Source organism: Mesorhizobium sp. B4-1-3 (assembly GCF_006439355.1).
GTDB lineage: Bacteria > Pseudomonadota > Alphaproteobacteria > Rhizobiales > Rhizobiaceae > Mesorhizobium.
Window position 1 is genome coordinate 50912 of sequence record NZ_VFTG01000005.1, and the last position, 21334, is coordinate 72245.

Consider the following 21334-nt stretch of genomic DNA (forward strand, 5'->3'; position numbering starts at 1 on the left):
GAGTCAACGGCCACGCCTGATTCTACTGCTTCGTTGCCAGCTCCTTCAGCCGGTACAGCGCCTCCAGCGCCTCGCGCGGCGTCATCTCGTCCGGATTGATCGCCCCGAGCGCGTCGCCCAGCGCGTCGCTCTTGACCGGCTTCGGCGCTTCGCGCTTCATCGCCACCGAAAACAGCGGCAAATCGTCGACCAGCCGGTTGGTCTTGCCTGAGACCTCGCCTTCCTCGAGCTGATGCAGCACCTCCTTGGCGCGGGCGACCACCGCCTCGGGCAGGCCGGCGAGCCGCGCCACCTGCACGCCGTAGGACCGGTCGGCCGCACCCTTGCCGACCTCGTGCAGGAAGACGACGTCGCCTTCCCATTCCTTGACTCGCATGGTGACGTTGTGGAGCCGGGGGAGCTTGCCGGCCAGCCCCGTCATTTCGTGAAAATGCGTGGCGAATATCGCCCGGCAGCGATTCTTCTCATGCAGATATTCGACCGCCGCCCAGGCGATCGACAACCCGTCGAAAGTTGCGGTACCGCGGCCGATCTCGTCGAGGATCACCAGCGCCCGCTCGCCGGCCTGGTTGAGGATCGCCGCCGTCTCGACCATCTCGACCATGAAGGTCGAGCGGCCGCGCGCCAGGTCGTCCGAGGCGCCGACGCGCGAGAACAGCCGGTCGACCACGCCGATATGGGCGCTTTGCGCCGGAACGAAGGAGCCGGTCTGGGCGAGGATGGCGATCAGGGCGTTCTGCCTGAGGAAGGTCGATTTACCGCCCATATTCGGCCCGGTGAGCAGCCAGATGGCGCCGGCCTTGGCGCCGCCTTCGGGCGACAGGTCGCAATCATTGGCGACGAACGGCCCTTCGCCGGAGCGCCTGAGCGCCTGCTCGACCACCGGGTGGCGTCCGCCGGCAATCTCGAAAGCGAGGCTCGAATCCACCAACGGCCGGCACCAGCCCTCGCTTTCGGAAAGCAGTGCCAGGGCTGACGAAACATCCAGAGCCGCAAGCGCGTCTGCGCCGGCGCGGATCCGTTCAGCCTCGCCCACCACCTCCACCGTCAGCCGGTCGAAAGCAGCGAGCTCGATGCTCAGCGCCCGGTCGGCGGCGTTGGCGATCTTCGATTCCAGCTCCGCCAGTTCGGTCGTGGTGAAGCGCATGGCGTTGGCCATGGTCTGGCGATGGATGAAGCGCGCCTTGGCGGCGTCGCTGCCGGTCATGATCGAATGATGGTTGGCCGTCACTTCGATGTAATAGCCGAGCACATTGTTGTGCCGGATCTTCAGCGAGCGGATGCCGGTTTCCTCGATCAGCGAGCGCTCCAGCCCGGCGATCACTTTTCGCGATTCGTCGCGCAGCGCCCGCATCTCGTCGAGCTCGGCATTGTAGCCAGACCGCACGAAGCCGCCGTCGCGCTTGACCAGCGGCAGCTCGTCGTCGAGCGCTTCGCTGAGATGGCGGGCGAGCGCCTCGGGCAAGGCCTTGATCGCGGCCAGTGCCGCGGCAAGCTCGGCAGGCAGGTCAGCCGCCCCGAACAATTCGGCGATCGCGCCGGCTGCCTCGAAGCCGGCGCGCAGCGCGCCAAGGTCGCGCGGACCACCGCGGTTGAGCGCCAGCCTGGACAGTGCCCGCGGCATGTCGGCGACACTTTTGAGGCTCGCCCGCAGGCTTTGGCAGAGCCGCGTTTCGGAGCGGAAGAAGGAGACCGAATCCAATCGCGCTCCGATCGCCGCCGGGTCGGTCAGCGGCGCCATCAGCCGGTCGGCGAGCAAGCGCGCGCCGCCGCCCGTGACGGTGCGGTCGATCGCCTTGAACAGCGAGCCGTCGCGGCTGCCGGAGAGCGTGCGCAGCAGTTCCAGATTGGCGCGCGTCGCCGGATCGATGAACAGCGTCGAGCCCTGCTCCTCGCGTTCGGGGCGGGACAAAGGCGGGCGTTCGGCCTTCTGCGTCTTTTCGACATAGGCGATAGCTCCCGCGATCGCCGACAGCTCGGCGCGCGAGAAGGTGCCGAAACTGTCCGGCGTCGCGACCTCGAAGAAGCGCGCGATGCGGCCCGTGGCCGAGGCCGAATCGAACAGGGACGACGGCTGCGGATTGGCGACCCGGCCGAGAACGTCGAAGACCGGCCGCAAGTCCGGATCGTGGAAAACCGGTTCGGCGACGATCAATTCACGCGGATCGACGCGGAAGATGTCGGCAAGCAGCCGCTCGGCGCTCGTCTCGGCGACGCGGAACGCGCCGGTGGAAATGTCGATCCAAGCCAGGGCGAAGCTCGCTTGGCTGGCAGCGCCACCGGCCTTCACGCGGCCAAGCGCCATCAGGAAGCTCGATTCCGAGGGTGCGAGCAGCTTGTCTTCGGTGATGGTACCGGGCGTGACCAGCCGCACCACGTCGCGGCGCACCACCGATTTGGAGCCGCGTTTCCTGGCTTCCGCCGGGTCCTCGATCTGCTCGCAGACGGCAACGCGAAAGCCTTGCGCGATCAGCTTCTGCAGATAGTCGTCCGCCGCATGCACCGGCACGCCGCACATCGGTATGTCGTGGCCCTGATGCTTGCCACGCCTTGTCAGCACGATGCCGAGCGCCTGACTCGCCTTCTCCGCATCGTCGAAGAACAGCTCGTAGAAATCGCCCATACGATAGAAGAGCAGCGAATCCGGGTTCGCCGCCTTGATCTCGATATATTGCTCCATCATCGGCGTGATGCCGCCGGTGGCGGGCGCAGGCGTCGTCGCCTCCTGGACGTCGTTGTCTGTCGGCATGTGCATGTTCATGCCCGGACGCTAGCAGAAGTGGCAGCCCGGTTTAATGCCGGCGGCGCGAAAAGCAGGGGAAGACTGGGCGGTTGCCGCCGCCAGCAGGATAGGTGCGGAAGGCAATGTTGCCTCATGCCGTCGGCCGACATATGGATCGCCGGCAGGAGCAGGGCGGGGCGGTGAAGAAGGACGGGCACGAGACGTTCGAGGAAATGGTCGGCCTCGCCGGCTCGCCGCTCGGCCGTATTCGGCTTCTTGCCGCTAACCGGGCCAACCGGACCAGAACCAAAATCAAGGCGTGGACGCGGGCACGGCTGCCCTTCATCCTTCCGGCGCGCGGGCTGCTCTCAGGCCTCGACGGCGGCATCGACATGCCTTCACGTCTTCAGTCGCGATCCGCTGATCCTCTATGTACCTGTCGGCGGCCGGCGTCCGCTCTACGCGCTCGCCGCCTTTGCCGACGTCTTGTGCCACGGCGCGCTACCTTCCTTCTGATGCCGAACTGGACGCTGGAACGACCTGCCGTCGTCGAGCAGATACGCAAGGATCTCGTCTGGTTCGCCAAGGTCTGCCCCAATCATGAGCTCATCTTCCTCTGCAACACGGAGGAAGAGCGACGCCTGATCGCAGGCGTTGGCGGCACAGCGATCTTCTCCAACCACAATTTGGTGATTTCGGAAGACGTCTTCCGGCCGCTGCCCGACGTGCCGGTCGAGTTCGATGCCGTCTACAATGGCCGCATCTCGCATACCAAGCGGCACTACCTGGCTTTCGAGATCGAAAGACTGGTCCACGTGACATCCTCGATCGGCGAATTGCCGCCAGCCGGCGACCGCGCCTTCCTCCGCCGCCTGCAGGCCCAATCGCCGCTTCACAGCATCGCCAATCCGCTTGTCGACGGCCTGCCCGGCAGGTTGACCTCCGTCGAGGTCAACCATGTCTACAACCGGGCCGCGGTCGGCCTGTGCTTGTCCGCCGTCGAAGGGGCGATGTATTCCAGCATGGAGTATCTGCTGGCCGGCCTGCCGATCGTCTCGATGCCGAGCATCGGCGGCCGAGACGTCTATTTCGATCCGGACTACTGCATTATCGGCGAACCGGAGCCGGTCGCGATCCGCGGCGCGGTCGAGCGGCTTCGCGACCGCGCCATACCACGGGAGGAGATTCGCGGCCGCACGCTTGAAAGGGTAAAGGCGGAACGGCTGGAATTGATGGCCTATCTGTCGGCGCTTAAGCAAGGGATGGGAAGCGATGATCCGCCCTTCTCCGAATGGCCGTTCGCCGGCACCTCCGGGCTGACGCGCTGGGCCTCGGTGCGCGCGCACCTGCGCGAGATTGCCGCGATCTCATCGAGCAAGATTTGACTGCCGCCGGTACCGCGGAGGAACACCGTCACTGCCCCGCTTGGCGGTTTACAGCGCTGCCGTGTAGCCTTAATCCGAAGACATAAACACGCGCCTGCCTCAAGGGTGCGCGAAGGTGAGGAAACCAAAGCATCATGGCCAGGAAAACCGAAAGCAGCGGCCCCTCCGTCAGTCCCGAGGAGGCGTTGGAGTTCCACGCCATGGGGCGGCCCGGCAAGCTCGAGATCGTCGCCACCAAGCCGATGGCGACGCAACGCGACCTGAGCCTTGCCTATTCGCCCGGCGTCGCCGTTCCCGTGCGCGCCATCGCCGAGGATCCGAGCCGCGCCTTCGACTATACGACGCGCGGCAACATGGTCGCCGTCATCTCCAACGGCACTGCCATCCTCGGCCTCGGCAATCTCGGTGCGCTGGCCTCCAAGCCGGTCATGGAAGGCAAGGCGGTGCTGTTCAAGCGCTTCGCCGATGTCGATTCCATCGACCTCGAAGTGGCGACCGAGGACGCCGACGAGTTCATCAATTGCGTGCGCTTCCTTGGGCCGTCCTTCGGCGGCATCAATCTCGAGGACATCAAGGCGCCGGAGTGCTTCATCATCGAGCAGCGGCTGCGCGAGCTGATGGACATCCCGGTCTTCCATGACGACCAGCACGGCACGGCAATCATCTCGGCCGCCGGGCTGATCAACGCGCTGGAGATCACCGGCCGCGACATGAAGACCACGAAGATGGTCTGCAACGGCGCGGGCGCCGCCGGCATCGCCTGTATCGAACTGATGAAGGCGATGGGTTTCGCGCCGGAAAACATCATCCTGTGCGACACCAAGGGCGTGGTCTTCCAAGGCCGCACCGAAGGCATGAACCAGTGGAAGTCTGCGCATGCCGTCAAGACCGAGGCGCGCAGCCTCGCCGAGGCGCTGGACGGGGCCGACGTCTTCCTCGGCCTTTCCGCAAAAGGCACGTTGACCCCCGCCATGGTGCCGTCGATGGCCAAAAACCCGATCATCTTCGCCATGGCCAATCCCGATCCGGAGATCACGCCCGAAGAAGTCGGCGAGATCCGCACTGACGCCATCATGGCGACCGGCCGCTCGGACTACCCCAACCAGGTCAACAACGTTCTGGGCTTCCCCTATATCTTCCGGGGCGCGCTGGATGTGCGCGCCACAACCATCAACGACGAGATGAAGATCGCCGCGGCACGCGCGCTCGCCGAGCTGGCGCGCCAGGACGTGCCGGACGACGTCGCCGCCGCCTATCAGGGCAACCGGCCGAAATTCGGCCCCAACTACATTATCCCGGTGCCGTTCGATCCTCGCCTGATCTCGGCGATCCCGCTGGCGGTGGCGAAGGCTGCGATGGAATCCGGCGTCGCCCGCAAGCCGATCCTCGATCTTGACCGCTACGCGCAGGAGCTGTCCGCCCGCCGCGACCCGATCGCCTCCACCTTGCAGCGCATCTACGACCGCGTGCGCCGCCAGCCCAAGCGCATCGTCTTCGCCGAGGGCGAGGAGGAGCAGGTGATGCGCGCCGCCGTCTCCTACGTGAACCAGAAGCTCGGCACGGCAATCCTGCTCGGCCGCGACGACGTCATCAAGGACAATGCCAGGAATGCCGGCATCGATCTCAACAAGCCGGGCCTCGAGATCATTAATGCCAGGCTGTCGCGCCGCAACGGCATCTACACCGACTATCTCTACGAGCGCATGCAGCGGAAGGGTTTCCTGTTCCGCGACTGCCAGCGGCTGATCAACAACGACCGCAACCATTTCGCGGCCTGCATGGTGGCGCTGGGCGACGCTGACGGCATCGTCACCGGCGTCACCCGCAACTATTCCACCGCGCTCGACGACGTGCGCCGCATCATCGACGCCAAGCCCGGCCACCGCGTCATCGGCGTCTCGATCGTGCTCGCGCGGGGCCGCACCGTGCTGGTTGCCGACACCGCCGTGCACGACATGCCGAACGCCGAGCAGATCGCCGACATCGCCGAGGAGGCGGCCGGCTTCGCCCGCCGCATGGGCTATGAGCCGCGGCTCGCCATGCTTGCCTATTCCACCTTCGGCCATCCGCAGGGCGAGCGTTCCGAGCGCGTGCAGGAAGCGGTGAGGATCCTCGACAAGCGCCGCGTCGACTTCGAGTATGACGGGGAGATGGCGGCCGACGTGGCGCTGAACCCGCGCGCCATGGCGCAATATCCGTTCATCAGGCTCACCGGCCCGGCCAATGTACTGGTGATGCCGGCCTTCCACTCGGCTTCGATCTCGACCAAGATGCTGCAGGAGCTCGGCGGCTCGACCGTCATCGGCCCGCTGCTGGTCGGCTTGAACAAGCCGGTCCAGATCGTCTCGCTCAACGCCAAGGACTCCGACATCGTCAACATGGCGGCGATTGCGGCCTACACAGCGGGGAATTGACGAGCAGCCGGCACGTCGAAGGCACTTCCCAAGCTTTGGCCGTTCCGGACGGGGCAGTTCACGCTTTCTGGAATTGCCAAACAAAAGGCCCGCGGCATCGCCGCGGGCCTCCCGTCGAGATCGTTAGGCGATCAGAAGTTACGCTGGAAGCGGACGATGCCACCCCAGCTGTTCTTCTTGTCGGCCTTGGTGAAGTTGAAGTCGTCGGCCTGGCCGAATTTGCCGTCATGATAGTAGTCGACTTCGGTCGTGACCGTGAAGCCGGGAACGGGCGTGTAGGCCACGTTAGCCGCGACGGCGAAGTTCTTGGCGTCGTCGGCCGAAACCTGGAGGTTGAAGGCGGTCTTCGGATCGAACTTGTACGTGCCGCCGCCCCAGACGGCCCAATTGCCGCCCCACGGCTTGTAGAAGCCGCGACCCCTGGCGTGGTCGACGAAATTGTCGTCGGTGCCATAGCCGCCCATGAGGAACAGCGACAGGTCCTTGGTGATGTTGACGTCCAGGCGAACCTTGCCGGCCACTTCCTCGTAGTTGCTGTCATAGGCGACGACGCCTGTGATCGCGCCCCAGTCGCCCTTATACTTCAGGCCGCCGACGACATGCGGAACGTAGCTGTCGATCGTGCCGGCGATGAGGACGGTGCTGCCGCTGGTGACGTCCGCGCCCTGCTCAAGCGAAACCACGCCCGAAAAGCCGCTGCCGGCGTCGAAATAGTAGCTGACAACGTTGGTGACCTTGATGCCGTACGGGATGATCGTATCCTGCACGACGTTGCCGGCATAGCCGATGAACTGGTCGTAAGGCGTCTCGTCCACACCGACGCGCAGGCCGCCGAGCTGGACCCAGCCGAATTCCAGGTTCACCGCCGACGCGCCGTTCTTGAAGTTGAAGCGGGTCTCGGTATAGGTCTTCAACGTGCCGAGCTCGGTCTCCTGGCCAGTCCAGGTCCTCAGCGCGAAACGGGCGTTCTTGTTCCAGCTGTTCTGCGAATCGCCGTCCATGACGTCGGTCGTCTTGCGGCCGTCCAAAGTGCCGGGATCGCCGAAGCCGGCGTCATAGCGGATGTAGCCGCCGACGCGTAGGCAAGTCTCGGTGCCGGGGATGTAGAAGTAGCCGGCGCCATAGACGTCGCAGATCTTGACGTATTCGGCCGGTTCCGGCTCGGCGACGGTCACCGCGTCGGCGGCGCGCGCGCCCGAAACTGCGATCAGAGCCGCAGCGGAGCCGAGAAGAAGGCTCTTGATGTTCATTTTCTTGAATCTCCAGTCAAAGGTTCAAGACAGGCCTGACATGCCGTTCGGCTTTTGCCACCCCCGTCCCCATCGTTGAAAAAGTCGCGCACCGGCGCCGCTTCTTCGCCTTGGACATGGCTTAATCGGCCGTCACGTACAACAGAGATTGTGTCTGAAAGGCGGCTTTTTGACTCTTAGGAAGGTCTTGTTGCCCAAATATCACGTCATATATTTGTAAAAATGGCACATACTGCACAATATATACAATCGGAACGCGAAGAAATGCATAAGAGTGTGCCAAATGTGCCAAATATTACAGATTCATGACAATAAATTATTCGGCTAAGATTTTGGGCCCGGGTTACGCGAAAAGACGACTCCGGCAGAAAGGTCAAGAGAGGGCGCGGGCGGCGTGGGTCACGTCCTCGACCATGTCTTCCCTCAGCATCTCGATGGGGATACGGCCGCCGAGCTCGGGCGAGGGTCGGCTCAGCCAGAACCAGGCAAGCCTCGGGTTGGCGATCGCCGAAAGCACGTCGCCGATCCCCGCAACCGGCCTGCCATCGACGAACTGAGCCAAGGGGAAGACATGCTTGCGGCCGCCCTTGCGCAGGGCGACGACCTCGCCCCGCCTTTGCCAGCGATGCAGCGTGGAACGCGGGATGCGCAGCTTCTCCTCCAGATGGGTCGAACCTGCGACCTCGCCGGCCCAATCCTCGATCAGCATCGATTGGAGCTCCGCGGCCCGCTCGGCGATAGGCCTTCCCGATTCCGGCTTGGAAAACATGCCCGCAAAGGCAGGGACGGACATGGCCGAACCGTCGCTCGCAAGTCTCTCTGCGATTATTCGGAAAAAATCGGATGCAAGGCCGCCCCAGTCGCCCTTGAAGGAACCGACCGCGAGGCGCTGTCCTTGTGGTAGGAAGGGAAGGGCCGCAGCTACGTGGCCGGCAACGTTGCTGGCCGACGCCAGCGCCTCGGTGTCGAGCAGGACACCGTGCTTGGTCAGGGCCTGTTGCACTGCTTCGGCCACCAGGCCTGCCAAGGCCTCTCGTGAAATCCCTTCAGACGGGCTCTGGAATCTGGTCATGCATTTATCTTGTGGCCGCGCTCCTCCCCAAGCGCTGGCGGTTGCTGAAATCTATAGCGGAAAGCAAAAATCGCGACGACGACAGGCATCGCGGCCTGGCAGCTTGCTGGCTTGCATCTTCACACCCCTGGTTTGGCGTGCCGAAATGTCAGTCGCGGAACGCCCACAATGCCTCTATGAGCGCTCTGTGACAGGCGTGCGACAAGCAAGCCGCGGGGTCGAAGCCGTCGCTAAAGCAGCCCTGCCTGCTCGGCCTCGCGGCGCAGATTCTGGCGTGGACGCGGGCCGATCTGCTGGATCACCAGCCCGGCGGCCAGCGAGCCGAGGTCGCCGCAATCCTTGAGGCTGCGGCCGGTCGTGTAGCCGTAAAGGAAGCCGGCGGCGTAGAGGTCGCCGGCGCCGGTCGTGTCGACCAGTTCCTTTATCTTCGTCGCCTGGATAGTGACGGTCTCGTCGCCGCGCACGATCACCGAGCCTTTTTCAGAACGGGTAACGGCGGCAATTCTGCAATCCTTGCGGATGGCGGCGAGCGCCTCCTCGAAGGAAGCGGTCTGGTAGAGCGATTTGATCTCATGGCTGTTGGCAAAGACGATGTCAACGGTGCCCGACCGCATCAGCTCGAGGAATTCGTCGCGGTAGCGGTCGACGCAGAAGGAATCCGACAGCGTCATCGACACTTCGCGCCCCGCCGCATGCGCCAGCTTTGCGGTCTGGCGGATAGCCTCCTTGGCGCGCGGCGGATCCCAAAGATAACCCTCGAAATAGGTCACCTTGGCGCCGGCGGCCTTATCGGCCTCGACATCTTCCGGGCCAAGCTCGACGCAGGCGCCGAGGTAGGTGTTCATCGAACGCTCGCCGTCGGGGGTGACGAAGATCATCGAGCGCGCCGTCGGGGGGGCGCCCTCGAGCGGCCTAGTGTCGAAGGCAACGCCTTGGGCGTGGATGTCATGGGTGTAGATGTCGCCAAGCGCGTCGTTCGACACCTTGCCGAAGAAGGCGGCGCGCCCGCCGAGACTGGCGACCCCGGCGGCCGTGTTGCCGGCGCTGCCGCCGGAAGCTTCGATCGCCGGTCCCATGCGGCTGTAAAGCAATTCGGCGCGCCGGGCGTCGATGAGGTTCATCGCCCCCTTTATGATGCCGTTGGTCTCGAGAAAGGCTTCGTCGCACTGCGCGATGATGTCGACAATGGCATTGCCGATGCAAAGCACGTCATATTCCGGCATCAAAATCTCCGCCAAGGACTGCCGGCGATCTGGCATGCCGGCCGGGCGCGGGTCTAGCGAGTTGGCGCTGCTTTGCCTACCCCGAAAATCGCCTTCGTCTTCCGTGACGCCGACCTCGGCGTCGATTGTTCGCCGGCTGCGGCAGCGTTCGCGTCGAACTGGCTCATATCAGCGGCGGCGCCAGCGACTATGGTTCCGCCGCGATCGAAACGTCTTTGCGGCGTGGTGAGCTACAACCGGATCGTTCCGCAACGGAAGGCAGAAATGTCCGAAAAGACCGAAACGTCCACCGACCTCGCGCTGCTCGGCGTGCTGGCGGTGCTGTGGGGCGCTTCCTACACCTTCATCAAGATCGGCGTCGAGACGATCCCGCCCGTCACCTTCATCGCCGCCCGGACGCTGATCGCCGGGGCTATTCTCCTCACCGTCATCCGCTGGCGCGGCCTTGCCATGCCCGCCGACGCGGCGACATGGCGCCGCTTCGCCTTCCAGGCCTGTCTCAACAGCGTCGTTCCGTTCACGCTGATCGCCGCCGCCGAGCGCTCGGTCGATGCCGGCCTTGCCACCATCCTCAACTCGACATCGCCGATCTTCACCTTCCTGCTGACGGCGTTGATCACGCGCCATGAGCCGGTCACGGCGCGCAAGCTCGTCGGTGTCGGCGCCGGCATCGTCGGCATCTGTCTCATCATCGGCACGCAGGCGCTCGGCGGGCTTGGCCATCAATTGTGGGCGCAGCTTGCGATCGTCATCGCGACGGTCTCCTATGCCGGGGCGGCGATCTTCGGCCGCGGCTTCAAGGGCCTCGATCCGATGATACCCGCCGCGGGTTCGATGCTTTGCGGCGCCGTCATCCTTGTGCCGCTGAGTCTTGTCGTGGATCAGCCATGGACGCTTGCGCCGTCGGCTGCATCGATCCTGGCCCTGGTCGGCCTGTCGGTCTTCTCGACGGCGCTGGCCTTCGTCATCTATTTCCGCCTGATCCACACGCTGGGCTCGGTCGGCACCACCTCGCAGGCCTATCTGCGCGTGCCGATCGGAGTCGGTATCGGCGCCGTTTTCCTCGGCGAGAGCCTCGGGGCCACGGCCTGGCTCGGCATGGCCTTCGTCGTCGCCGGCGTCGCCGCGATGACCATTCCGGCACGGCAGGTCAAGCTTGCGCGATAATGCATGTCGCCCAAAAGTGCGAATCGGTTTTGGGATGACCGACATCCCGCGAGACAAAAGCCAAGGCGCTCGACGCGACGCGCTTTGGTTGCGTCCGGCAAAGAGCCCGCCTATCTCGGGGGCGTCATTTCTCGATGAGGGCCTGGACCTGCCGTGATCCTAGACGCCGCCCGCGCCGCCGCCAACCGGCTGTTCTCGCCTGAATTCCGCTCCGTCTTCCTGAAGACGCTGGGGCTGACGCTGCTCGCTCTGCTGGCGCTTTGGCTCGGCCTCGAGAGCCTGCTCGAATGGCTGGCCTGGCCATGGCTGCAAACGCTGCTCCCCGGTCTGCCATCCTGGGCCGGGTGGCTGGGCGGCATCATCGCCGGCATCGTTCTGGCTGTGGGACTGGCCTTGCTCGTCGCGCCGGTGACGGCGATCGTCGCCGGTCTCTTCCTCGACGATATTGCCGAAGTGGTCGAGCGCACCGACCATCCCAACGATCCGCCCGGCCGGCCCGTGCCCGCGCTGCATTCGCTGGTGCTGGCGATCAAATTCTTCGGCGTGGTGGTTCTCGGCAACATAGTCGCGCTGCTCTTGCTTCTGGTCCCGGGCATCAACATTGCCGCTTTTTTCATCGTCAACGGCTATCTGCTCGGCCGCGAATTCTTCGAGTTCGCCGCCATGCGTTTCCGCCCCGAGGCCGAGGCCAAGGCGCTGCGCCGCAAATATGCGGGTATGGTGTTCCTGGCCGGGCTGGTCATCGCCATGTTCCTGGCCGTGCCGCTGCTCAACCTTCTGACGCCGCTTTTCGCCGCCGCCATGATGGTGCATCTGCACAAGGCGGTCTCGGCGCGGGAGTCGGTCTAGTCCTGCGGCTTGCCCTCCCGGAACAGCGCCTGCAGCTTGCCGAACGGCATCGCCGCCCGGGTAAAGCCGAAAGTGCCGTCCTGCTGGATTTCGCGCGCCGCCGTCTCCAGCATGCCATAGGCGAAATTGGTCAGCCACGGTCCGAGTGAAATGCGCTTGACGCCGGCCATGGCAAGGTCGGCGATGGTGAAACCGGGTCGGGCCATCACGTTGACCGGCCGGCTCACCGACGAGCAGATCGTGCGCACCATTTCGACATCGCCGATGCCAGGCGCATAAAGCACGTCGGCGCCGGCCTTCTCGAAGGCCTGCAGCCGCTTGATCGTGTCGTCGAGGTCGGTTTTGCCCCACAGGAAATTCTCGGCCCGCGCGGTGAAGACGAAATCGTGCTTGAGCGCCCGGGCCGCCTCGACGGCGGCTGCGACGCGTTCCACGGCGTGCGAGAAGTCGTAGATCGGGTTGGCGGGGTCCCCGGTGTGGTCCTCGATCGAGCAGCCGGCGAGACCGGCGGCTTCCGCCGCGAAGATGGTCTCGGCGGCCTGTTCGGGGCTGTCGCCTTTGCCGCGCTCCAGATCGGCCGAAACCGGCAGGTCGGTCGCCGCAGTCACTTCGCGGCAATGGTGGATCATGGCCTCGAAGGTCACGGCGCCGTCCGGCAGGCCGCGCGAGAAAGCGAAGCCGGCGCTGGTCGTAGCCAGCGCCTTGAAGCCGAAGGAAGCGAGAAGTTTGGTCGTGCCCACGTCCCAGGGGTTGGGCATGACGAAGGTGGAGGCATGCAGGTCGCGAAAAATCTTGCCCTTGTCCATGGCGGATCCTCAATCATGATCGCGGTTGTGCGCAGAAATCTATCGCGGTCGCTCGACTCGGGCAAACGAATGCGTCCGGCTCAGAAGCGTTTCTCGTTCTCTGCTGACAAACGCTTGATGGCGTCCGAATCCGCCACGTAGCGCGACGTTTGTCTGTTCCAACGGTAGGTGACGGATATGTCTTTTGACGATGCCTCGGGTGGCGCGTCGTCGCAGCTTTCCTCGCTCGGCACCGTTGCGTCGGTAACCGTCATCTTGATGGCCGCATGGGCCTGGCCATCCCCGATGACATGGAACGCGATATCCTGTTTGCGGCTGTAAGCGCATAGCCTTTCATCGAACGTGTAGATCATGTCCATCAGCTCGAACTTGTCGTTGCGCACCATGATCAGCGGCGTGATCACATAACCCTGGCTCGAATTGAAATGCGTGCTCATCGTGATGAGCACGTCGTCACCAGGACCGACGGAGAGTTTGTTCGGCTCGCGGAAGTAGGTGCTGCGATCGACGGCGACGTTGACGGCATCGAGCAGCGCCGGCTTGCCGGTCAGATCGTAGAGCGCAAGCACAGCATAGCCCTCGGCGCTGTCGGGAGAATCGCCGAGATCGAACAGCATGGCGACTCGGTCCTTGCCGCCGGCCTTGATGGCAAGCACGGCGGCGCTGGGCAGGCTCGATGCCTCCGGCGGTGAGCCGCCGCTGTCCGGGCCCGCAATATGCCGCATTTCGATAGGCAAGGTGCCGTGATAGAAGCCGTCGGCGTTCGACGCCATGTCGGGGATGACCATCCTGCCGAGATCGAGATAGGTGACGTCGCTGTGGCCTGGGACAGCGCTGCCAAGGTCCGGAAACGTGACCTCTTCCGCCCCCGCCGGCATCCAATGCCAGGACAGAAGCACAAGAGCGAGGGCGAGGCGAAGCAGAACGGGTTTCATGCGGCACGCTTCCGGTTGTCTGACGAACGAAGGCTGGCACGGAAGATTGGCCGTACAGCCGATCAGCGGATGGGCACCAGGCCGGCAAGTTCGCGCATGTCGTCGAACAAGATGCCCCCGGCCGCCGTCAGGCCTTCGCGGTCCGAGAACGGATCGGCGAAATAGGAAAACACCCGCATGCCGGCGGCAATGCCGGCTTGCGTTCCCGCGACGCTGTCCTCGATGACGATGCAGTCGGCCGGCGCGAAGCCCATCGTTACTGCCGCATGCAGGAAGAGGTCCGGGAAGGGCTTACCCCGCGAAACCATGGTGGACGAGAACATCGCGTGCTCGAACAGCGGCAGAAGCCCGGTCTGGCCGAGCGTGATATGCATCTTCGACACCCGCGCCGAGGTAGCGACGCAATAGGGGATGCCGGCGGTGCGGACCGTCTCGATGAAGTCGCGCACATACGGAACCGCCTCGACGCCATGCGAAAAGAGGTCTGGCAGGCCGGCATTCCAGCGCTCGACGAAGTCGGCGCCGAGCCTGACCTCGGTCGTCTCTTCGATCTCCTTCTGCACCGAGACCATGCTGCGGCCGGAAAAATGCTTGCGGCAATATTCGAAACTGGTCGCAAAACCGGCGGCGGTCAGCCATTCGGCGAGGCGCCGATTGGCAAGGTTCTCGGTATCGACCAGAACCCCGTCGCAGTCGAAGATGACCAGCTTTGGAACTTGCATTAGGCCGTGCCGGTCGACCCGAACCCACCGGCTCCGCGCGCCGTGCCGCCGGCAAGAGCGCGTTCCTCAACCGTGATCTGCGTCACCGCGGCGAAGACGATCTGGGCGATGCGCATGCCGCGCGTCACCGCGAAATCCTCGTCGCCGAGATTGACAAGCAGGATTTTCACCTCGCCGCGATAGTCGCTGTCGACGGTGCCGGGCGAGTTGAGGATGGTGAGCCCATGCTTGAAAGCAAGGCCCGAGCGCGGCCGCACCTGGCCTTCCATGCCTTCCGGGATTTCCAGGACGAGCCCGGTCGGCACCAGCGCGCGTTTCCCCGGCAGGATAAGTAGCGGCCGGTCTTCCGGCACCGCGGCGCGCAAATCGATGCCGGCGGCGCCTGCGCTCTCATAGGCCGGCAGAGGCAGGCCTTCGCCATGCGGAAGCCTGACGAAACCGACGGTGGGGCCGATGACGGAGGAAGAATGGACAGCCGTGCGCATGAGCCCACTCCTATCGGAGCGAATGCCGATTCGGTCAACGCGACCGTGACGCTATCCAAGGCTTTCTTTGAGGCGTTATGATGACCTGAGGTGTGTTGAGATTCAGGGCAAGCCGGCATCACCTGAACATCAGCACCTCAGCGCAGTTCCACCGGCACCACGGTCGTCTCCTTGATCTCCTCCATGACGAAGGAGGCCGAGACGTCCGACAGCGCCACCTTGGCGATCAGCCGCTGGTAGAGCCGGTCATAGGCCTTCACGTCGGCGACGCGGGCTCTCAGCACATAATCGAGGTCGCCCGACATGCGGTAGACGCCGGTGATCTCGGCAAAGCCGGTCACCGCCGCGCGGAACTTCCGCAGCCAGTCCGGGTCATGGTTGGAAGTGCGGATCAGGATGAAGACGGAGAGGCCGAGGCCGAGCTTGTCGGCATCGACCAGCGCCACGCGGCCGGTGATGACGCCATCCTCTTCCAGCCGCTTGACGCGTCGCCAGCAGGCATTGCGCGACAGCGCCACCCGTTCCGACAGCTGGTCGACCGAAAGCGTGCCGTCGCGCTGCAGCTCGGCCAGCAATCTTCGATCGATCTCATCAATATCGGCAGCCATATTGGGACAGATGTTCCACCAAGGAGCCAAAAGCAAGGACAAATTGGGACCGATGAACCAAAGCCGTATGGCACGATACTCACTATCGGGCTTATCCCGGCAGGAGGGATCACCATGACGACCAGGCTTACGGCACTCTTCACCGCGCACCCGGAGAAGGTCGGCGAGACTTATTTCGGCCACATGGCCTTCGCCGCCTGGTTCTGCTCGCGCCTGTCGATGGCGGCGGGCGCCGCGCTCGTTCACGCTTTTTTGCCGTTTCTGTTCGAAACTACGGCCAGCCGAATCGTTCGCGAGCTCTATGAGCGCACGCAAAACAGAGGCTCACATGCGGTCAAGCAGCCTCAGGCTGTGATGGACCGCGCCTGACAAATGGTGGAAAGCGATGTGCCGGTGGGCGGCCTATCTTGGTGAAGCGGTCTTCCTTGAAGACATCATCACCGCGCCCTGCCACTCGCTGATCGCCCAAAGCCACTGCGCCCAGGAAGCCAAGTCGCCGACCAATGGCGACGGTTTTGGCCTCGCCTGGTATGGCGACCGGCCCGAGCCCGGTCTTTATCGCGATATCCTGCCGGCATGGTCCGACCCTAACTGAAGAGCCTGTGCCGGCAGATCAAATCGGGCCTGTTCCTCGCCCATGTGCGCGCTTCGACCGGCGGCGCCACCAGCCGCATGAACTGCCATCCTTTCGTTTCCGGCCGCTGGTCGTTCATGCATAATGGCCAGATCGGCGGCTTCGAGAAGATCCGCCGCGCGCTGGAAAATTCGCTCTCCGACGCGGTCTTCGACCAACGCGAGGGCACAACCGATTCCGAGCTCTTTTTTCTGGTGATGCTCGACGAAGGATTGTCCGGCGACCCGCAGGGCGCGGTCTCGCGGGCGACCAGCCGCGTGCTCGAGACGTCGCGCCGGGCCGGTGTCGAGCCCTCTTTGAAACTGACCGCCGCTTTCTCTTGATGGCGAGGCGTTATACGCCGTGCGCTACGCCACCGACGATCATGCGCCGACGCTCTACACATCCGTTTTCCGCAACGGCGGCCGCTGCATCGTGTCCGAGCCGTTCGATCGCGACGGCGGCGAGTGGCAGGCGATACCGCCATCGAGTTTCGTCACCATGACCAGGGACGGCACCGGCATCCGGCCATTCGCACCGGCGGCAGCGAAATTGGCGCTGGCCGTATAGCGGTTTTGCGAGGTTGCAAACTGTCGCTGCATTGCAAGACCGAGTAGAGGCGCCGTAGAGCGCCAGCTTCTACGCCCTGTCGCAATTTCCATCACGACGGTGGGATTCGTCGCCCCTCGGGTTACTGAGCAAAACGCGCCAATCCATAGGGCGTCAGCAGCGCATCGCGCTCGCCCTCAAGAATTTCGCGGGTGGCGAACAGGCCGACCGCGGGCGCCAGAGTGATGCCGGAATGGGTGACGGCGATGTAGAGGCCGCTGACGCCGTCCGCGCGGCTGACGATCGGGAAACCATCGGCCGGCGTCGGACGGTAGCCGACGGTGTGGAAGTCGAATTCCAGCCTGTCGGCGTCGCGCAGCATTACCTTCATCGCGGCGAACAGCTCGCGTGCATCGGCTTCCGGGTTCTCGCTCGGCTCGCCGCCGCCGAAATCCGAGCCGGCGATAATGCGTCCCTCGGCCGTTTGGCGCATATGCAGCCTGTCGGCCAGCACCAGCCCGTTGAGCAGCTTCTTGTAAGGGCGCGAATGCACGATCAGGCCCGGCGGTGTTTCGATCGGCAGTTTGATGTCGCCTGTTGCGACAATGGCCGGGGCGCCCGTGCCGGCCGCGACGACTATTTCGTCGGCTCTGATGGTTTGGCCCGAAACGACTGCGCCTGTGACCTTGCCGCCGGCATGCGCCAGGCTTTCCACGTTTCCAACCATCACCCGCGCACCAAGCCGTTCGGCGTCCGCCAGAAGCACCTTGGCGGTTGCCACCGGCTCAGCGACGCCTTCCTCTGCGACGTAGGCGGCGAAATCAGGAGGTGCGACAAGATTGGGTTCGATCTCTCCGGCTCGCTTGGCGTCGACCCGCTCGATGCCATAACCCCATGACGAGTGTTCGGCGGCATAAGCCTCGAGCCTGTCCGGCGGCAAGTCGAAGCACAGCCCGCCGCACCACGATAGCGGCAGTCCGGGCACGTCCTTTGCCAGTCTTTTCCATTCGGCCATGGCGCGGATGCGCAGCCGGAAATAGATTTCCGAATTGCCCCAGCTGGCATTGATCCAGGCAAAGGAATTGGGTGTGGCGATACCGCCGGCGCCGCTGTCGGAAATGACCGTCACCCGCGCGCCGGCTTTCGTCAGGTGCCAGGCGATCGAAGCGCCGATGATGCCGGCGCCGATGACGATAACCTCTTTCGTCACGCTGTTCTCCTTCCCTATTCCCTGTGAGGCCTTCCACCTGCCATTTGCGGGAGCTTTTGCCAACGCAAACTTCGTGCACTTGACATAAATACGTACGTACGTATTATACCCCCATGGCTAGACAATCACTCCGCGAAAACCTCCTCGACGCCGGCTTCCGGACCATCTGGGATTCCGGCTACACCGCAGCCGGCGTCCGTGACATCGTTGCCGCGGCGGGCGCGCGGCCAGGCTCCTTCACCAATCATTTCGCCTCCAAGGAGGAGTTCGCCGGCGAGGTGCTGGAACGCTACTTCGCCTATGTCAGTGGCCTTGTGGGAAATGCGCTGGCGCATGACGGCACGCCGCCTGTCGGCAGGCTCCGCCGCTATCTCGACGTCATCACCTCCAAGCTCGAAGTGCATGAGTGGGCGCGCGGCTGCATGATCGGCAATCTCAGTCTGGAGACCGCAGTGCACAGCGAACCGCTACGGCTCAGGCTGGTCGACATTTTCGCGCGTTGGCGCCGGCCTTTCGCGGCCTGCATCGCCGAGGGTCAGGCGGCGGGCGAGATCGGCAAGACCTTCGATGCCGAGGACCTCGCAGATTTCCTGCTGTCGTCCTGGCAGGGCGCCATGCTGCGCATGAAGGTCGAGCGCAGCCCGGAGCCGCTCGAACGGTTCAAGAAGATCATTTTCGGGACTGTATTTGGGAAGGAGACAGCGTGATGGGTTCGAAGACCGGTGGGCAAGAGGCCGCTCTGCGGCGTTTGCAAGTGGATGTGCTGGACTCCAGCATGTCCTATCTGGAGGCGGGATCGGCCGGCCCGACCGTGCTGTTCCTGCACGGCAATCCGACTTCCTCCTACATATGGCGAAACATAATCCCGCATGTCGCGCCCTTCGGTCGCTGCATCGCGCCCGACCTGATCGGTTATGGCCAGTCGGGCAAGCCGGATATCGATTATCGCTTCTTCGATCAGGTCCGCTATCTCGACGCCTTCATCGAGGCGCTCGATCTCAAGGACCTGGTGATCGTCGCGCAGGATTGGGGCACCGCGCTGGCCTTCCATTTCGCCGCACGGCGGCCGCGGCGCGTTCTTGGCCTCGCCTTCATGGAGTTCATCCGGCCCTTCGAGCGCTGGGAGGATTTCCATCAGCGTCCGCAGGCGCGCGAACTCTTCAAGGCGCTGCGCATGCCGGGCGCCGGTGAAAAGCTCGTGCTGGAGGATAACGTCTTCGTCGAAAAGATCCTGCCTGCCTCGGTCCTGCGCAAGATGAGCGATGAGGAGATGGCCGCTTACCGGGCGCCGTTCCCGACCCCGCAGTCGCGCAAGCCGGCACTGCGCCTGCCGCGGGAACTGCCGATCGAAAACCAGCCGGCGGATGTTGCCGCTATAAGCGCGCACGATCACCGTGCGCTCGGACTATCCACCTATCCAAAGCTGCTTTTCGCGGGCGATCCCGGCGCTCTGATTTCACCGCAGGCGGCAAAGGAATTCGCGGCCGGGCTGAAGAACTGCCGCTTCATCGATCTGGGGCCGGGCGCCCATTATCTGCAGGAAGATCATCCGGACACGATCGGCAGGGCCATTGCCGGTTGGCTGCCGCAGATCGCCCGGCCGGAAAGCGCGGCCGAGCTGGCTTGAGCCGGCGCGTCAGGCACGAGGCGTGCCCGCCCCATGTCGACAGGCCGGCGCCGCGCTGGTAGAAGCGCCGCCTGTCACACGGAACGCCTTAAAAGATATGCCCGAAACGATACCTGAAGAGGTCGCGCGCCGCCGCACCTTCGCGATCATCGCCCACCCCGACGCCGGCAAGACCACGCTCACCGAAAAGCTGCTTCTGTTCGGCGGTGCCATTCAGCTTGCGGGCGAGGTCAAGGCCAAGAAGGACCGCATCCAGACCCGGTCCGACTGGATGAAGATCGAGCGCGAGCGCGGCATCTCGGTCGTCACTTCGGTGATGACCTTCGAATATGACGACAACGTCTTCAACCTGCTCGACACGCCCGGCCACGAGGATTTCGCCGACGACACCTATCGCACGCTCTCGGCGGTGGACTCGGCCGTCATGGTCATCGACGCCGCCAAGGGCATCGAGCCGCGCACCTTGAAGCTGTTCGAGGTCTGCCGCCTGCGCGACATCCCGATCATCACCTTCGTCAACAAGATGGACCGCGAGAGCCGCGATCCGTTCGAGATACTCGACGAGATCGAGCAGAAGCTGGCGCTGGACACCGCGCCCGTCACCTGGCCGATCGGCCGCGGCAAGACGTTTTCTGGCACCTACCACCTGGCGCAGAACGCGGTGCGCCGCAACGACGACGAGAAGGAACGCACGCCGGTCAACGGCCCCGATTCCAACCGCGTCGCCGGGCTTTTGCCGGAAAACGAGCGCAACGACTTCATCGAGGAACTGGAGCTCGCGCGCGAGGCCTGCCGCCCGCTCGACATTGATGCCTTCCGCGAAGGCCATCTGACCCCGGTCTATTTCGGCTCGGCGCTGCGCAATTACGGCGTGCGCGACCTGATCGAGGCGCTCGGCGCCTATGGCCCGCCGCCGCGCGCCCAGGAGGCCGACGAACGTCTGGTCGAAGCGACGGAGGAGAAGATGACCTCCTTCGTCTTCAAGATCCAGGCCAACATGGATCCCAACCACCGCGACCGCATCGCTTTCGTGCGCGTCTGCTCGGGCAAGCTGGAGCGCGGCATGAAGGCCAAGCTGGTGCGCACCGGCAAGCCGATGAGCCTGTCGGCGCCGCAATTCTTCTTCGCCCGCACCCGCGTCACCGCCGACGAGGCGTTCGCCGGCGACGTCGTCGGCATCCCCAACCACGGCACGCTGCGTATCGGCGACACGCTGACTGAAGGCGAGGAGATACTGTTCCGCGGCGTGCCGAACTTCGCCCCGGAAATCCTGCGCCGCGTGCGCCTCGGCGACGCCATGAAGGCCAAGAAGCTAAAGGAAGCGCTGCACCAGATGGCCGAAGAAGGCGTGGTGCAGCTGTTCTCGCCGGAAGACGGCTCGCCGGCCATCGTCGGCGTCGTCGGCGCGCTGCAGCTCGACGTGCTGAAGGAGCGGCTGAACGTCGAATACACACTGCCGGTTGATTTCGAGATGTCGCGTTTCTCGATCTGCCGCTGGATCTCGGCTGACGACAAGGCGGAGGTGCAGCGTTTCATCGAATCGCATCGCGGCGACATTGCCCGAGATCTCGACAACGATCCGGTGTTCCTGGCCCAGCACGCCTTCTCGCTGAACTACGAAGCCGAGCGCTGGAAAGCGATCCGCTTCGCCGCGGTCAAGGATTACCAGGTGCGCGACAAAGCGGCATAACCTTTCC

The 21334-nt window shown here is 64.2% G+C and carries 18 protein-coding genes and 1 pseudogene; 9 read left to right on the forward strand and 10 right to left on the reverse strand.

From position 1 onward, the window contains the following. Positions 1–22 precede the first annotated feature (22 nt). Positions 23–2761 carry a DNA mismatch repair protein MutS gene (mutS, locus tag FJW06_RS09080; RefSeq protein ID WP_140750753.1) on the reverse strand — a complete coding sequence of 913 codons (2739 nt, stop codon included), beginning with the start codon at positions 2759–2761 and terminating at the stop codon, positions 23–25. A gap of 104 nt (positions 2762–2865) precedes the next feature. Here mutS and FJW06_RS09085 point away from each other — a divergent pair, with 104 nt between their 5' ends. Both FJW06_RS09085 and FJW06_RS09090 read left to right on the forward strand, forming a co-directional pair. Then, complete coding sequence (locus FJW06_RS09085; protein WP_246674568.1) at positions 2866–4107, forward strand: glycosyltransferase; 1242 nt, start codon at positions 2866–2868, stop codon at positions 4105–4107. Positions 4108–4241: 134 nt separating this feature from the next. After that, entirely contained in the window at positions 4242–6521 is a 2280-nt protein-coding gene (locus tag FJW06_RS09090; RefSeq protein ID WP_140750755.1) for an NADP-dependent malic enzyme, read from the forward strand. 131 nt (positions 6522–6652) lie between these two features. On the opposite strand, the gene FJW06_RS09095 is transcribed toward FJW06_RS09090, so the two are convergent. The 3 genes from FJW06_RS09095 to FJW06_RS09105 all read right to left on the reverse strand — a co-directional run bounded on the left by FJW06_RS09095 (position 6653) and on the right by FJW06_RS09105 (position 10066). After that, positions 6653–7771, reverse strand: a complete 1119-nt coding sequence (locus FJW06_RS09095) for a porin (RefSeq protein ID WP_140750757.1) — start codon at positions 7769–7771, stop codon at positions 6653–6655. 373 nt (positions 7772–8144) lie between these two features. Continuing rightward, a complete protein-coding gene (locus FJW06_RS09100; protein WP_140750759.1) occupies positions 8145–8843 on the reverse strand; it encodes an antitoxin Xre/MbcA/ParS toxin-binding domain-containing protein in 699 nt (232 codons plus the stop codon). A gap of 230 nt (positions 8844–9073) precedes the next feature. Further along, on the reverse strand, positions 9074–10066 hold the full coding sequence (locus FJW06_RS09105; protein ID WP_140750761.1) for an adenosine kinase: 993 nt from the start codon (positions 10064–10066) through the stop codon (positions 9074–9076). Positions 10067–10330: 264 nt separating this feature from the next. Between FJW06_RS09105 and FJW06_RS09110 the strand changes: the two genes are divergently transcribed. Both FJW06_RS09110 and FJW06_RS09115 read left to right on the forward strand, forming a co-directional pair. Next, positions 10331–11233: an EamA family transporter gene (locus FJW06_RS09110; protein WP_140750763.1), complete on the forward strand. Its 903-nt coding sequence runs from the start codon at positions 10331–10333 to the stop codon at positions 11231–11233. Between the two features lie 153 nt (positions 11234–11386). Then, positions 11387–12082 carry a sulfate transporter family protein gene (locus FJW06_RS09115; protein WP_140750765.1) on the forward strand — a complete coding sequence of 232 codons (696 nt, stop codon included), beginning with the start codon at positions 11387–11389 and terminating at the stop codon, positions 12080–12082. On the opposite strand, the gene FJW06_RS09120 is transcribed toward FJW06_RS09115, so the two are convergent. From FJW06_RS09120 to FJW06_RS09140, 5 genes are all read right to left on the reverse strand, one after another. Beyond that, positions 12079–12888, reverse strand: coding sequence for an oxaloacetate decarboxylase (locus tag FJW06_RS09120; protein ID WP_140750767.1), 810 nt, complete (start codon positions 12886–12888; stop codon positions 12079–12081). The genes FJW06_RS09115 and FJW06_RS09120 overlap by 4 nt on opposite strands. An 80-nt stretch (positions 12889–12968) precedes the next feature. Continuing rightward, entirely contained in the window at positions 12969–13823 is an 855-nt protein-coding gene (locus FJW06_RS09125) for a hypothetical protein (RefSeq protein ID WP_140750769.1), read from the reverse strand. Positions 13824–13885: 62 nt separating this feature from the next. After that, complete coding sequence (locus tag FJW06_RS09130) at positions 13886–14545, reverse strand: HAD family phosphatase (RefSeq protein ID WP_140750771.1); 660 nt, start codon at positions 14543–14545, stop codon at positions 13886–13888. Continuing rightward, positions 14545–15030: a dUTP diphosphatase gene (gene dut / locus FJW06_RS09135; RefSeq protein WP_140750773.1), complete on the reverse strand. Its 486-nt coding sequence runs from the start codon at positions 15028–15030 to the stop codon at positions 14545–14547. The genes FJW06_RS09130 and dut overlap by 1 nt, the downstream gene beginning before the upstream one ends. A 137-nt stretch (positions 15031–15167) precedes the next feature. After that, the gene (locus FJW06_RS09140) at positions 15168–15638 is read right to left on the reverse strand and encodes an Lrp/AsnC family transcriptional regulator (RefSeq protein ID WP_140750775.1); all 471 of its coding nucleotides are present in this window, start codon (positions 15636–15638) and stop codon (positions 15168–15170) included. A 114-nt stretch (positions 15639–15752) separates the two neighbouring features. Between FJW06_RS09140 and FJW06_RS09145 the strand changes: the two genes are divergently transcribed. Together FJW06_RS09145 and FJW06_RS09150 are read left to right on the forward strand one after the other, a co-directional pair. Beyond that, positions 15753–16007 carry a DUF6356 family protein gene (locus tag FJW06_RS09145; protein WP_140750777.1) on the forward strand — a complete coding sequence of 85 codons (255 nt, stop codon included), beginning with the start codon at positions 15753–15755 and terminating at the stop codon, positions 16005–16007. Positions 16008–16023: 16 nt separating this feature from the next. Further along, positions 16024–16821: pseudogene (locus tag FJW06_RS09150) on the forward strand (class II glutamine amidotransferase). Positions 16822–16942: 121 nt separating this feature from the next. Here the strand turns inward: FJW06_RS09150 and FJW06_RS09155 are convergent. After that, on the reverse strand, positions 16943–18010 hold the full coding sequence (locus tag FJW06_RS09155) for an FAD-binding oxidoreductase (protein ID WP_140750779.1): 1068 nt from the start codon (positions 18008–18010) through the stop codon (positions 16943–16945). A gap of 113 nt (positions 18011–18123) precedes the next feature. Between FJW06_RS09155 and FJW06_RS09160 the strand changes: the two genes are divergently transcribed. The 3 genes from FJW06_RS09160 to FJW06_RS09170 all read left to right on the forward strand — a co-directional run bounded on the left by FJW06_RS09160 (position 18124) and on the right by FJW06_RS09170 (position 21327). Then, positions 18124–18717: a TetR/AcrR family transcriptional regulator gene (locus tag FJW06_RS09160; protein ID WP_140750781.1), complete on the forward strand. Its 594-nt coding sequence runs from the start codon at positions 18124–18126 to the stop codon at positions 18715–18717. Beyond that, on the forward strand, positions 18717–19637 hold the full coding sequence (locus tag FJW06_RS09165) for a haloalkane dehalogenase (RefSeq protein WP_140750783.1): 921 nt from the start codon (positions 18717–18719) through the stop codon (positions 19635–19637). Before FJW06_RS09160 ends, FJW06_RS09165 begins: the two co-directional genes overlap by 1 nt. A 97-nt stretch (positions 19638–19734) precedes the next feature. Next, positions 19735–21327 (forward strand): peptide chain release factor 3, encoded by a 1593-nt coding sequence (locus FJW06_RS09170; RefSeq protein ID WP_140750785.1) that lies wholly within the window; start codon positions 19735–19737, stop codon positions 21325–21327. The last annotated feature ends 7 nt before the right edge of the window (positions 21328–21334 follow it).